General features: G+C 32.3%; 18 protein-coding genes. All 18 read right to left on the bottom strand.

The window, feature by feature from the left end:
- Positions 1 to 9: 9 nt before the first annotated feature.
- Complete coding sequence (locus L992_RS01670; protein ID WP_047380694.1) at positions 10 to 417, bottom strand: F0F1 ATP synthase subunit epsilon; 408 nt, start codon at positions 415 to 417, stop codon at positions 10 to 12.
- A gap of 2 nt (positions 418 to 419) precedes the next feature.
- Positions 420 to 1,823, bottom strand: coding sequence for a F0F1 ATP synthase subunit beta (gene atpD / locus L992_RS01665; RefSeq protein WP_047380697.1), 1,404 nt, complete (start codon positions 1,821 to 1,823; stop codon positions 420 to 422).
- A 19-nt stretch (positions 1,824 to 1,842) separates the two neighbouring features.
- Entirely contained in the window at positions 1,843 to 2,694 is an 852-nt protein-coding gene (atpG, locus tag L992_RS01660) for an ATP synthase F1 subunit gamma (RefSeq protein WP_047380699.1), read from the bottom strand.
- Positions 2,695 to 2,708: 14 nt separating this feature from the next.
- Positions 2,709 to 4,211 carry a F0F1 ATP synthase subunit alpha gene (gene atpA / locus L992_RS01655; protein WP_047380700.1) on the bottom strand — a complete coding sequence of 501 codons (1,503 nt, stop codon included), beginning with the start codon at positions 4,209 to 4,211 and terminating at the stop codon, positions 2,709 to 2,711.
- Between the two features lie 31 nt (positions 4,212 to 4,242).
- Complete coding sequence (gene atpH / locus L992_RS01650) at positions 4,243 to 4,764, bottom strand: ATP synthase F1 subunit delta (RefSeq protein ID WP_047380702.1); 522 nt, start codon at positions 4,762 to 4,764, stop codon at positions 4,243 to 4,245.
- Positions 4,761 to 5,267, bottom strand: a complete 507-nt coding sequence (gene atpF / locus L992_RS01645) for a F0F1 ATP synthase subunit B (protein ID WP_052191622.1) — start codon at positions 5,265 to 5,267, stop codon at positions 4,761 to 4,763. Before atpF ends, atpH begins: the two co-directional genes overlap by 4 nt.
- Before the next feature lie 45 nt (positions 5,268 to 5,312).
- On the bottom strand, positions 5,313 to 5,582 hold the full coding sequence (atpE, locus tag L992_RS01640) for an ATP synthase F0 subunit C (RefSeq protein ID WP_040407557.1): 270 nt from the start codon (positions 5,580 to 5,582) through the stop codon (positions 5,313 to 5,315).
- A 44-nt stretch (positions 5,583 to 5,626) separates the two neighbouring features.
- On the bottom strand, positions 5,627 to 6,439 hold the full coding sequence (gene atpB / locus L992_RS01635) for a F0F1 ATP synthase subunit A (RefSeq protein ID WP_047380704.1): 813 nt from the start codon (positions 6,437 to 6,439) through the stop codon (positions 5,627 to 5,629).
- 23 nt (positions 6,440 to 6,462) lie between these two features.
- A complete protein-coding gene (locus L992_RS01630; protein WP_047380707.1) occupies positions 6,463 to 6,837 on the bottom strand; it encodes an ATP synthase subunit I in 375 nt (124 codons plus the stop codon).
- 13 nt (positions 6,838 to 6,850) lie between these two features.
- Positions 6,851 to 7,036, bottom strand: coding sequence for an AtpZ/AtpI family protein (locus tag L992_RS01625; RefSeq protein ID WP_231549750.1), 186 nt, complete (start codon positions 7,034 to 7,036; stop codon positions 6,851 to 6,853).
- Between the two features lie 51 nt (positions 7,037 to 7,087).
- Positions 7,088 to 7,798, bottom strand: a complete 711-nt coding sequence (locus L992_RS01620) for a class I SAM-dependent methyltransferase (protein WP_047380711.1) — start codon at positions 7,796 to 7,798, stop codon at positions 7,088 to 7,090.
- A gap of 8 nt (positions 7,799 to 7,806) precedes the next feature.
- Positions 7,807 to 9,165 carry a phosphoglucosamine mutase gene (glmM, locus tag L992_RS01615; protein ID WP_047380713.1) on the bottom strand — a complete coding sequence of 453 codons (1,359 nt, stop codon included), beginning with the start codon at positions 9,163 to 9,165 and terminating at the stop codon, positions 7,807 to 7,809.
- Positions 9,162 to 9,683 (bottom strand): Gx transporter family protein, encoded by a 522-nt coding sequence (locus L992_RS01610; protein WP_197053372.1) that lies wholly within the window; start codon positions 9,681 to 9,683, stop codon positions 9,162 to 9,164. The genes glmM and L992_RS01610 overlap by 4 nt, the downstream gene beginning before the upstream one ends.
- Entirely contained in the window at positions 9,680 to 11,113 is a 1,434-nt protein-coding gene (purB, locus tag L992_RS01605) for an adenylosuccinate lyase (protein WP_047380717.1), read from the bottom strand. The genes L992_RS01610 and purB overlap by 4 nt, the downstream gene beginning before the upstream one ends.
- 25 nt (positions 11,114 to 11,138) lie before the next feature.
- Positions 11,139 to 11,564, bottom strand: coding sequence for a ribosomal protein S18-alanine N-acetyltransferase (rimI, locus tag L992_RS01600; protein ID WP_047380719.1), 426 nt, complete (start codon positions 11,562 to 11,564; stop codon positions 11,139 to 11,141).
- Positions 11,565 to 11,566: 2 nt separating this feature from the next.
- Complete coding sequence (gene lepB, locus L992_RS01595; protein ID WP_047380721.1) at positions 11,567 to 12,493, bottom strand: signal peptidase I; 927 nt, start codon at positions 12,491 to 12,493, stop codon at positions 11,567 to 11,569.
- An 88-nt stretch (positions 12,494 to 12,581) separates the two neighbouring features.
- Positions 12,582 to 12,932: a 50S ribosomal protein L19 gene (gene rplS / locus L992_RS01590; protein ID WP_047380723.1), complete on the bottom strand. Its 351-nt coding sequence runs from the start codon at positions 12,930 to 12,932 to the stop codon at positions 12,582 to 12,584.
- A gap of 115 nt (positions 12,933 to 13,047) precedes the next feature.
- Entirely contained in the window at positions 13,048 to 13,626 is a 579-nt protein-coding gene (locus L992_RS01585) for an LA_2272 family surface repeat-containing protein (RefSeq protein ID WP_052191623.1), read from the bottom strand.
- Between the last annotated feature and the right edge of the window lie 102 nt (positions 13,627 to 13,728).

Genomic DNA, 13,728 nt, shown 5'->3' with positions numbered 1-13,728 from the left:
TAATTTTAGTTATAACATTCTTTCTGCTAATTTTACTTTAGTTAACGCTTGAGTTAATGCTTTTTGCACATTTGCAATATCCATATCCTCAGCAGACTTTTCTAATTTTTCCTTAGCAATTTGAGCTTCTTTTCTAGCAGCTTCTAAATCTATATCCTTAACGTCCATAGCTTCATCCGCTAAAATAGTTACTACGTTATTAGAGATTTCTACAAATCCTCCTGATACATAGTAAAACTTCTCTTGCCCATTGTTTCTAACTTTCATTTCTCCAGTTGCTACACCAGCAACAAAAGGTGAGTGATTAGGTAATATACCCATATCCCCTTCTGTAGTTCTTAGCATTACAAAGTTTACCTCTTCAGATAAAACTTTATTTAATGGAGTTACTAGCTCTAGCTTAAATGAGTTTGCCATAATTACTCAGCTCCCTTCATAAGGTCTCTTCCCTTAGCTATTGCCTCCTCAATTGTTCCAACATAAAGGAATGCTTGTTCTGGAAGAGCATCGTGCTTACCTTCGATTATCTCTTTGAAAGCTCTTATTGTCTCTTTTACTGGAACATATTTTCCTTCCATTCCTGTAAATTGCTCAGCAACTGCGAATGGTTGTGAGAAGAATCTCTCGATTTTTCTTGCTCTAGAAACTGTTTGCTTATCTTCATCAGATAACTCATCCATTCCTAGGATAGCAATAATATCTTGAAGTTCTTTATATCTTTGCAGTATTTCTTGAACTTGTCTAGCAACTGCATAGTGCTCATTTCCAACGATAGCTGGATCTAAAGCTTTTGAAGTTGAATCTAGAGGGTCAACTGCAGGATATATTCCTAGAGATGCAATTCTTCTTGAAAGAACTGTTGTAGCATCTAAATGTGCGAACGTTGTCGCTGGAGCAGGGTCAGTAAGGTCATCCGCTGGTACGTATACAGCTTGAACTGATGTTATTGATCCTGACTTAGTAGATGTAATTCTCTCTTGTAATTTACCCATTTCTGAAGCAAGTGTTGGTTGGTATCCAACCGCTGAAGGTATTCTTCCTAATAGGGCAGAAACCTCTGCTCCGGCTTGAGTAAATCTGAATATGTTATCTATGAATAGAAGAACGTCTTGTCCTTCTTTATCTCTGAAGTTTTCCGCTACTGTTAGTCCAGTAAGAGCAACTCTTAATCTTGCTCCAGGCGGCTCATTCATCTGTCCATATACTAGAGATGTTTTGTCAATAACTCCTGACTCTCTCATCTCATCATATAAGTCTCTTCCTTCTCTTGTTCTTTCTCCAACACCCGCGAATACAGATAATCCTCCATGTCCTTTAGCGATGTTGTTGATAAGCTCCATTATTAGAACTGTCTTTCCTACTCCAGCTCCTCCAAACAGACCTATTTTTCCACCTTTGATGTATGGTGCAAGAAGGTCAATTACCTTAATACCAGTTTCGAATATTTCTACTTCTGTTCCTTGCTCATCAAAGTTTGGAGCTTCTCTATGTATAGGTAAATGCTCCTCTGTTGTTACTGGACCAGCTTCATCAACTGGCTCTCCTAAAACGTTTAGGATTCTTCCTAAAACAGCCTTTCCTACTGGAACTGTTATAGCTGCTCCTGTATCTATTACTTCCATTCCTCTTTGTAGACCCTCAGTAGCGTCCATTGCTACTGTTCTTACAACGTTGTTTCCAAGATGTTGTTGTACTTCAAGAACTAACTCTTTTCCATCTTCACCTTTAACTTTTAAAGCGTTGTAAATCTCAGGCAATCTATCATTGAACATAACGTCTACAACAGGACCTATTATTTGGGTAAGGGTACCTTTGTTTTCCACTATTGCCTCCTCATTATTCTTAATTTAACGCTGCTGCTCCTCCAACAATCTCAGATATCTCTTGAGTTATCGAAGCTTGTCTTCTTCTATTGTATTCTAAAGTTAATCCCTTTATCATATCTTCAGCGTTATCCGTTGCACTTTTCATTGCATTTTTTCTTGCAGAATGCTCACTAGCAGTATTGTCTAATAAAGCTTTATATAATTCTATATTTAAATACTTAGGTAGTAGAGATGATAAAATCTCTTCTGGAGATGGCTCAAATATATAAGCCTTATTCTCGCTTCCTTCAGCTCTTTCTATAGGAATTATTTTTCTTACTGTTAAATCACTTACTAAAGCTGATACGAATTTATTGTATATTACATAAACTTCATCAAAAATGTTGTTATAGTAATACTCTACAATATTTTCACTAATCTCTTTCGCTTTGTCATACATAGTTTCAGGGATTAATTGGATATATTCAGCTTTAACATCGTAATTTCTTTTTGCACAGTATTCTTTAGCTTTTTTTCCAACTGCAATTACAGAGACCTCTTTTCCACTATTTTCAGAAATTAACTTTTCTAAAGCTTTTAATGTATTACTGTTGAAGCTTCCTGCTAGTCCTCTATCTGATGACATAACAATAACTCCAACTTTCTTTACATCTTCTCTACCATCAAAAAGTGGGTGTCTTTCACTTTTAACACCAGCTGCTATATTTTGTAAAATATTAGCGATACTTTCTGAATATGGTTTCGATTGAGCTACTATTGTTGAAAATTTCTTAAACTTTGTAGTTGAAACAATTTCCATGGCCTTTGTAATTTGGTGAGTAGACTGAACACTTTTTATTCTATTTTTTATCTCTCTAGTTCCAGCCATGCTCCCACCTCTCTTTAATTAAAGTTCTTTTTGAATGCTACAACAGCATCAGCAATTTTAGCTTCAAGCTCTTTACTTAAGCTCTTCTTTTCTAAAATTTCATCTAATATAGTAGTTGTATTTCTAATTTCTGTAATTAATTCTCTTTCAAATCTTCTTACATCAGCAATAGCAATCTCATCTAAGAATCCATTGATTACTGTATAGAATGATACAACTTGCTCTTCAACTGGATAAGGACTGTATTGTGGTTGTTTTAAAACTTCCATAATTCTATGTCCTCTTTCTAATTGAGCTTTTGTAGCTTTATCTAAATCTGATCCAAATTGTGCGAATGTTAATAACTCAGTGTATTGAGCTAATTCTAACTTAACTTTTGCAGCAACTTGTTTCATAGCTTTTATTTGAGCTGATCCTCCAACTCTTGATACAGATATACCTGCGTTTATAGCTGGTCTGAATCCTGAGTTGAATAATTGAGCATCTAGGAATATTTGTCCATCAGTTATCGAGATAACGTTTGTTGGAATATATGCCGATACGTCTCCTGCTTGAGTTTCGATGATTGGTAGTGCAGTGATTGATCCTCCACCTAATTCATCTGATAACTTAGCTGCTCTCTCAAGTAATCTTGAGTGAAGATAGAAAACGTCTCCTGGGTAAGCTTCTCTTCCAGGTGGTCTTTTTAATAATAGAGACATTTCTCTGTATGCTACCGCATGCTTAGAAAGATCATCATAAACTATTAATACAGCTTCACCTTTATCCATGAAGTACTCTCCCATAGCTACTCCTGAGTATGGTGCTAAGTATTGTAATGGAGCTGATTCAGAAGCAGTTGCAGCAACAACTATAGTATATTCCATAGCTCCTGCGTCTTCTAATCTCTTAACGATCTGTGCAACAGTTGATCTTTTTTGACCAATTGCAACGTAGATACATTTTACTCCTGTATTCTTTTGATTTAATATCGCATCAATAGCTACTGCTGTTTTACCAGTTTGTCTATCTCCGATAATAAGCTCTCTTTGTCCTCTACCGATAGGTACCATTCCGTCGATTGACTTGATTCCTGTTTGTAATGGCTCAGATACTGGCTTTCTTGAGATGATACCTGAAGCTTTTCTTTCAATCTCCATGTATTTCTCAACTTTTAATTCACCTTTTCCATCAATTGGCTCTCCAAGAGCATTAACTACTCTTCCTAATAAAGATTCTCCAGCTGGTACAGAGGCAATTCTACCTGTAGCTTTAACCTCGTCTCCCTCTTTAATCTTTGTATAGTCCCCTAGTATAACCGCTCCAACGTTATCCTCTTCTAGGTTTAGAACCATTCCTGTTATTCCGTTAGGAAACTCTAAAAGCTCACCTGCTTTTGCACTGCTTAATCCGTAGATTCTCGCGATACCGTCTCCTACTTCTAATACAGAACCTGAAGTTTTGACATCAAGACTCTTTTTGTAATTCTCGATCTCAGTTTTTATTATATTGCTTACTTCTTCTGGTCTGATTTTCAACTGATTACACCTCCTAATTTTACAAGTAGTTTTATTTTTGTGTTAGAGTTTCTAGCTGTCTACGGATACTTCCGTCGATTACTTCGTCACCTATTCTGATAATTCCTCCACCAATCAGAGACTTATCTACATTAACTACTAGCTTTATCTTTTTACCTGTTTTCTTTTCAAGATTTTTAGAAAGTTTCTCTTTTTGCTCTTCAGTTAATGAAGCAGCAAATGTAGCTTCTACATCTAGAATTTGATTCTTTGCATAATCTAACTTAACATACTCTGCTACAATCTCTCTAATTTGTGATATTCTTCCTTTTTCTAAAATATAGAAAAGAATTTCTAATCCGTCATTAGAATCTGAGAAAATTTTCTTTAAAGTTTCTTTCTTTTCATTCTCTTTAATTAGAGGATGAGTTATGAAATTTCTAAAATCAACATCAGTTTTATATAACTCCATTACAGAATTTAAAACTTCATATACTGATTTAACCTCATTTTTTTGCACAGCAACATCATATATTGCTTCAGCATATCTTTTACCAATTTGGTTTCCTATCATTTTACTCCCCCTACCTCATCTATAAATTTGTCAGCTAGGGCAGCTTCTAAATTAGAGTTTAAATTCTCTTTGATTATCTTCTCAGCTAATGTTACAGCTAGTTGGCTCATTTCAACCTCTAGCTCTTTCTTAGCTGCATGTTTCATCTTTTGAATTTCAAGCTCTGCTGATTTAAGCATTTTATCTCTTTGAGCTGTTGCTTCTGATAAAATTCCATCTTTTCTCTCATCAGCTTTTTTCTCTGCTAATTGAAGTATTTTTGTAGCTTCATCTTTAGCATCTTTTAAGATCTTTTGAGCCTCTTTATTTTTCAATACAGCTTCCTCATTGTTCTTTTGAGCTTCTGAGAACTCAGCTGCAATCTTCTCTTTTCTTGTATCCATTAATTTCATTAATGGAGCTTTAAAGTATTTATTAAATATAAACACTAAAATGAAGAAGTTAATTATTTGCCAAAACATGTTAATATCTATCGATACTGCAGGCATATTTGTTGGTGCCAAGTCTTCTACCTCCTTCCTAAAAGTATTTGATGTATTTTTTTAAAATTACCCTAACATTCCTACGAATGGGTTAGCGTATAATAAGATAAGTGCGATTACTAGTGAGTAGATACCTGTTGACTCAGATACTGCTTGTCCTAATACCATTGTAGAGATGATATCTCCTTTTGCTTCTGGTTGTCTAGCTACTGCCTCAACTGCTTTACCAGCTGCGTATCCTTGTCCAACTCCTGGTCCTATACCTGCGATCATTCCACATCCTGCTCCTACTGCAGATGCTGCTAATACTATAGTTTTTGCTAACATTAAATCCATAATCTTTACCTCCTAGTTATTTTAAAATTTAATCTTGTTAGTTTTTATTTATCATCGGGACACTCTGCATCCCCTAATGAACCTTGAATATATACCATACTTAGCATTAAGAATACAAAACTTTGTACTACTCCACTAAATATATCAAAATATAGATGTAACGGTGCTGGTATTACCATTGGTGCTGCCTTATAAATAAGCCCCATTATAACCATTCCCGCAAACATATTTCCAAACAAACGTATAGAAATATTTGTTGGTTTTGCTAACTCTCCAACTAAGTTAATAGGTAACATAAATGGCATTGGCTCAAGTAGTCCCTTGAAATAACCTAATATTCCATTTAGCTTTATGCTTGTTCCTAAGAATGTAGCTGTAGTTAATAATGCTAATCCAACTGTTGTGTTAAGATCCGCTGTAGGAGCTCTAAATGCTGGTGCTAAAGTAAATACACCATCTTTAAAACCTCCCCAAGGAATTGGTGCGAACATAAGTAAATTACATCCTAAAATAAATAAGAACAGTGTTCCTAAGAATGAGAAATACTTTGATGTCCAACCTCCTAACATTTGATGAATAATACCGTATACGAAATCATAAACTGACTCGGCTGCAACTTGTGCTCTACCTGGAATCATCTCTAATTTTTTCGTTCCCATTTTAAATAGAAGTGTTAACACTAATATTACAAACCATGTACTTATTACAGTTATTGTAACTGGTAGTCCAAACTTTCCATCAGCATATTCCATTGCAAACGGAATTTGATGTAAGAAGTGTGGTAATGGTATGTGAAACATTATTGCAGGTCCTTCTACCAATGGTGGGGTAATAAACTCTATTGGTCCTATTCTCATTAGTTTCGCCTCCTTTCAATATTTTATTTTAAATACTTAGATTTAAACTTTTTTATATTGTTAAATAAAGTTATTGCTAAAATATTCAATTTGATATTTAGTAACCCAATAACTCCACTAACTAACATTGGAAATCCGTAAAACTTTGTAGCCAGTGCTAAAAATATCCCGTATAAAAAATATCTTTTTAAATATCCTACCACTCCAACTTTAAATGGAGAGTTCGAAGCCAAACTTGCTTTCGCATCAAGACATATCATATAAAACCCGATTACTGATAGAACTGCTCCTGCAAACATGCCAATGTAGACATATTCATTTCTTGATAATACTCCATATATTAGAATTACTACTGACGCTATAATTCCACGTTTTATTATTCTTTTTAACTCGTCCATATATCACTCAATCCTATTTTTTCATTATTAGCTTATAAGCGTTATAAAATGCACTAAATACTCCTATTATAATGAAGAAAATAAATAATAGCGTGCTTTTAAAAAAATATTTTTCTATTAGTTTGTAGATCAATATAAAAGCTCCTATATTCCCTACTATTAAAAATCCTAAAAACCCCAATAGTGAAAAATAATGCATAAAATCTTTATTAAAAAAAATCATGTTTTTTCACTCCTTAGATAGTTAAAATTATTTTTTTACCACGTAAAAAAATCTCTCCCCAGCTATTCTATCATTTTTACCAATACTTAACAAGTTTAAATTATTTTTTTCAATTTTTTTTCTAATTTCGAACTCTTCAAATATTCTTTTTTCATATAATTCTTTTAGTTTTTCATAATGTCCCGCTCTATTTTTTACAAAATAAACCGCTTCAACAATATCAAGTTCTTCATCTCTAAAGTGTTCCCAAATTATTGTCATATCTTTTCTATCATCATAATAAACTCCTCCTGGAAACATCTTATCCATAAACTCTCTATTTATAACATCGAATATATAGATTCCTCCAGGATTTAGTGCATTGTAAATCGATTTCATTAAATCATCTAAATCGTCTAAAGAAGTCAAATGATTAACTGTATCAAAAAGAGACACTATTATATCGTATTTTTCACCTGTATCAAACTCTCTCATATCTGCTACGAATAATGGAACACCCTTATTTTTTAATTTTTTATTTGCAATAGTTAGCATATCTACAGATAAATCTAGCCCTGAACATTCAAAATCATTTTTTAATCTAATCAATGTTTCTCCAGTTCCACATCCCAAATCAAGTAGTTTTTTTCCTTCAACTCCAGATTCCTTTATTTTTTCTTTTACTAATTCTGCCCATTGATCATAATCACAATGTTGCATAAATTTATCATAAACTTTTGAAAAATTCTTATAATACATTTTCTCTCCTAAATTAATTCTTTTTCAACTACAGTTGCTATCTCTTTTGCTACCCTTTCAACTGTTGACATCTCTTTTCCTTCTACCATTACCCTTACTATAGGCTCTGTTCCTGATGTTCTTACTAAAACTCTTCCAAGTCCAGCCATCTCCAACTCTTTTTCCTCTATATATTTTACTATTGTTTCATTTTTATTCCATAAATTTTTCTTAGAATTATCAACTCTTACATTAATTAATAATTGTGGCCAATCTACAATCTCTTTCACCAGCTCATCCAATGATTTTCCAGAATCTCTTATAGCCTCAACCAACTTTACAGATGTTAAAACTCCGTCTCCCGTAGTCCCAAAATCAGATAAAATTATATGTCCTGATTGTTCTCCACCTATGTTAACTTCTAATTCCTTCATTTTTTCAAGAACATATCTGTCACCAACATTTGCTCTTATTAAGTTTATTCCTTTATCTGATAGGTAACTCTCAAACCCCATGTTACTCATTACTGTTGTAACAACCTGGTTGTTTTTTAGCTCTCCTCTTGTTTTCATTCCTAAAGCCAATACAGCTATAATTTTATCCCCATCTATTATGTTTCCATTTTTATCAACTGCAATTAATCTATCTGCATCTCCATCGTAGGCTAACCCTAAGTCAGCTTCATATCCCATTACAACTTTTGAAAGTATTTCTGGATGAGTTGACCCACATTTAACATTTATATTTTTTCCATTCGGTGCATCATTTATAATAACTATCTCTGCTCCTAAAGCTAAAAATACCTCTTTAGCTACTCTATATGCTGATCCGTTAGCTGCGTCTAAGATAATCTTCATTCCTGAAAAATCTCCAGAAACTGTTGAAATCACATGATCTCTATATAAATAATATTCATCCTCAGCATATGTAAACCTTCCTACATCATCTCCGGCTATCGGATCTTTTGTTATCTCTTCTACATTATCCATTAGTGCTTCTATCTCTAATTCTACTTCATCTGGAAGTTTATATCCATCTTCCCAGAAAATTTTTATTCCGTTATCTCTTGCAGGATTATGCGATGCTGATATCATTATTCCAGCCTTTGCTGTACTCTTTTGTGTTAAATATGCTACTCCTGGTGTTGGTATTACTCCCACAAAATCAATATTGATTCCCATAGAATTTAAACCCGCTGTCAAAGCTGATCTTAACATATATCCTGATCTTCTTGTATCTGATCCCATAATTACTCTTATTCTTTTCTTATCTGGATATTGTTTTTTCAATGTATATCCTAATGCATACCCTAATTTTAAAGCTAGCTCTACTGTAAGCTCTTTATTAGCTTCTCCTCTTATTCCATCCGTTCCAAAATATTTTCTCATCCTTTTCTTCTCTCCCTTCTAATTTGTAATCTCTCACATATATATCCTGTTATTAGCCCCGAAATACATCCCATAAATAAAAAACCCCATATAAATATAAAAATAGATTTACTCATGATGCTTATATTTCTAAAAAGTAAAAAGTAAACAACTATCAGCTGTGTTAAATTATGAATAAAAGCTCCACTTATACATATTGCAATCAGAGATAGATTTTCTCTATACCTAAATAATAAAATGGTCAAGAGGGTACTAGCCCCTCCTGACGTTAAACTTATTATAAAGCTAGGTGAAAACAATGTCCCTAACATCATTCCTTGAATAAATATTCTTAAAAGCAATATCTCTATTGCCATTTTTCTATCAAACTTCTCTAATGCTATTATTGTAGCTATATTAGCTAAGCCTAACTTCATCCATGGAAAAGGCTTTGGAATCAATGTCTCTATCAGTGATAAATAAAGGGCTAATAACACAAAAGCGGTTAAATATCTCCTTCTTTTATCTCTCATAATTATACCTTTAAGTCTGTATCCATTCCTAATAACTCTTTATTTTTTTCTAATATAGGATTAACTTCAGCTTCTAAGAAGTCTATTACTTGCTCAGATGCAAAACCTATAAAGTTTTTAGGATCTAATATTTCCATCAATTTATCTCTATCAATATCAAATGATGAGTCGTTTACAATTCTTTCAATCAGATCATTTTCAAGTCCTTCAACTTTAACTTGTTTTCCAGCTTCCATAGAATGAACTCTTATTAATTCATGAAGCTCTTGTCTATCTCCACCTTTTTTAACTCCTTCCATGATTATATACTCTGTAGCCATGAATGGTAACTCTGCCATAATATGTTTTTCTATCATCTTTGGATAAACTACTAATCCTTCTAATATATTTTTCCAAATGATAAGCATAGCATCAACTGCTAAGAATGCTTGTGGTAAAGCTAATCTTTTATTAGCTGAATCGTCTAAAGTTCTTTCGAACCATTGAGTTGAAGCCGTCATTGCAGTACTTTGTTGTAATGCTATTACAAATTTAGCTAGCGATGATATTCTTTCACTTCTCATAGGATTTCTTTTGTATGCCATTGCTGATGATCCAATTTGATTCTTTTCAAACGGCTCTTCAATCTCTTTTAGATGTTGTAATAATCTTAAGTCATTTGTAAATTTATGTGCTGATTGAGCTATATTACTTAAAAGATTTGATATTTCAGAATCAATTTTTCTATCATAAGTCTGTCCAGTCACTAAGAATCTTTTATTGAATCCCATTTTTTCAGCAACTTTTTCATCTAATTCTTTAACTTTTTTAAAGTCTCCATTAAATAATTCTTCAAAAGATGCTTGAGTTCCTGTCGTTCCTTTAACCCCTCTAAATCTTAATGTATCTTGTCTAAATTCTAACTCTTCTAAATCTAAGATTAAGCTTTGTAACCAAAGAGTTGCTCTTTTTCCTACAGTTGTCAATTGAGCTGCTTGGAAATGAGTAAATCCTAATGTTGGTAAATCTTTATACTCATTCGAGAATTTAGCTAAACCTTCCATTACATTTATCAGTTTTTTCTTTACTATATTTAATCCTTCTTTTATTTGGATTAAATCTGTATTATCTCCTACATACGCACTTGTTGCCCCTAAGTGTATTATTGGCATAGCTTTTGGTGCAGCTGTTCCAAACGTGTGAACATGAGCCATTACATCGTGTCTAAACTTTTTTTCCATTTCGTTTGCTAACTCGTAATCAATATTCTCTATATTAGCTTTCATTTCTGCTAATTGCTCGTCAGATATATCAAGACCTAACTCTTTTTCAGTTTCAGCTAAAACATACCATAATTTTCTCCATGTAGAGAATTTAAATTTTGGTGAGAATACTTCTAGCATCTCCTTTGAGCTATATCTCTCTGCTAAAGGGTTCGAATAAATTTCTCTGTTCATTATTAATTTTCCTCCTAAATATATATTAATTTCTTTCTAGCGACATTAAAACTGCTGCTTCTCCGTTGGGATAATAGTTTTTTCTATTTCCAACTTTTACAAATCCTATATTTTCATAAAAGTGTCTTGCCACTTCATTACTTTCTCTAACTTCTAAAAATAAGTTTTTATTATATCTATCTAAGTAATAATTTATTAATTCTTTTGCAATTCCCATTTTCCTAAACTCTTTTTTGGTTGCAACTTTCATAACCTCATATAAATCATACGAATCATGCAATATCATGTATCCTTTTACATCTTTACCATAAACCAAGATTAGATACTCCTCTTTTTGACTCATATCTTTTAATGTATCAACAGAATAAAAACTTTCTGTAAAAACCTCTTTTTCAATTCTAAATATTTCATTCAGAATACCTTCATTTTCTTTTTTAATTTCTAATATCATAATTATTTTAAAATTCCTATTCTATTTAAAGGCCAAAATCTTACTAAGGCTTTTCCTTTTATTCTACTATCTTTTACAAATCCCCACATTCTAGAATCATAACTTCCATTTGTATTGTCACCTAAAGCTAAATAATAATCCTCATCTAAAATTCTTGTAACTGTATTTCCCTTCAAAAGTTCATTTAAAATATCTTCTTCATGAATAAAATCTAAAATCATTCCTGTTGGAACTCCATTTACTAAAAATTCAACGTCTGGTAATAGTTGTGATACATATGCTCCATTTTCTTTTAATAAACTTTGAACTTTAGCCACATCTATATTATCTCTTTCAAAAGCAGAATTATAGTCTTGACCTGGGACTATTGTTATCGTATCTCCTTTTTTAGGTATAATCCATTCTTTATTAGCTAGTTCTCCTAATGGAGAATATTGTCTTTCTGATATTTTTTGACCATTTACAAATAATTTTTCATATTTTATTTGAATTTTTTCTCCAGGAAGACCCATTAGTCTTTTTGTATAAAGTACTTTATCTTCAATAGGTTCTTTAAATACTATAATATCCTCTCTCTCTGGCGCTTTAAAATTATATATCACCATGTTTCCGAAAAGTCTATCTTTAGGAACTATTGTAGGTATCATTGATCCTGTTGGTACTAAAAAGTTTCCTATATAAAATTTTTGTATGATTAACACTAATATAAGTGCACTTCCTAAACTTTCAATTAATTTTATTATTTTTCTTAGAATTTTTTCTGATGTTTTTCCTGATAGGTTTAACTTTTCTACTAGTTTATCTTCAAATTTTGTTCTTTTTTTATCTATTATAGCTACTATTTTTTTCTCTTTAACAAATATATAGATAAAAAACGCTGATAAAATTACATAAAAAATCGTGTTTAAAATTATATTTTCTCTACTCATAAACCCACTCCTCTAGTCAATTTATATATATTTTAACACAAAAAAAAGAAAAAAGCTAAGGAATTGTTCTTCCTTAGCTTTAGAAATCTTACTTTCTGATCTCTTTGATTCTTGCTTTCTTTCCAGAAAGTCCTCTTAAGTAGTAAAGCTTTGATCTTCTTACTTTTCCGATCTTTAAAACATCGATTTTGTCGATCATTGGTGAGTTTACAGGAATGATTCTCTCTACTCCTACTCCTCCAGTTACTTTTCTAACAGTGAAAGTCTTTGCTACTCCTCCACCGTTTACTCTGATTACTACACCTTCGAATAACTGAACTCTTTCTTTGTTACCCTCTTTTACTTTGTAGTAAACTGCAATAGTATCTCCAGCTTTGAATTCTGGGATGTCGTTTCTTAAGTAGCTTTGCTCTACTAATTGAATTAATTTTTCTTTCATTTTAGCCTCCTGAATATTCATTTAATACTAAATATTATATTCCATTAAAGCGGAATATTCGTTTTAATAACTATAGTAGTGTATCACAAAATATTAACTTTGTCAATTTAGAAGATTAAAATCTAAAGTTAAAGTTTAAAATTGGTAACACCTCAAATAATTCACTATTATCAGCCATATTTACAAGACCGATTTGAAGTCCTTCTAAGTTTTCAGCCATATTTACAAGACCTAACTGTAACCCTCTTATTTGTCCTGCTTTATTAAAGAATCCAAATTGAAGTCCTGTTCCTGTTTCAGTAAAGTTAGCTCCACCTATTTGAACTCCTTTAGTATTTTGTTCAACCATATTTATTAGTCCAAACTGAACTCCAGTCATATTTCCACCAACACTATTAAATGTTATTGGTAAGAAGAACCATCCTAGTTTTGCTCCTTCAAAGTTTTTTTCTGTTCTATCATAAATCGATCCTAATGATAAACCTTTGAAATTTTGCTTTTTATTTGCAATTATATTTATATCCACACCTTCAACATTTTGGTTTTCAGTGTATATTAAACCTAATCTTACTCCTTTTACATCTGTTTGAGGTCCTCTCAGCTGTGTTGGTGATAAAAGTCCTAGCTCAAAGCTTTCAGCTCCAAAAGAAGCTAATGATAATCCTAATAATCCTGCTACTAATTTCTTTTTCATTAAAATTCCCCTTTTTCTTTTACTAGTTTTTACAAAAAATAAAAAAATGGCGCTTCTTGCTGGGCTCGAACCAGCGACAACACGATTAACAGTCGTGCGCTC

This window comes from Cetobacterium sp. ZOR0034 (assembly GCF_000799075.1).
Lineage (GTDB): Bacteria > Fusobacteriota > Fusobacteriia > Fusobacteriales > Fusobacteriaceae > Cetobacterium_A.
Note: the sequence above shows the minus strand (reverse complement) of the source record. Positions and strands in the feature narration are given on the sequence as shown.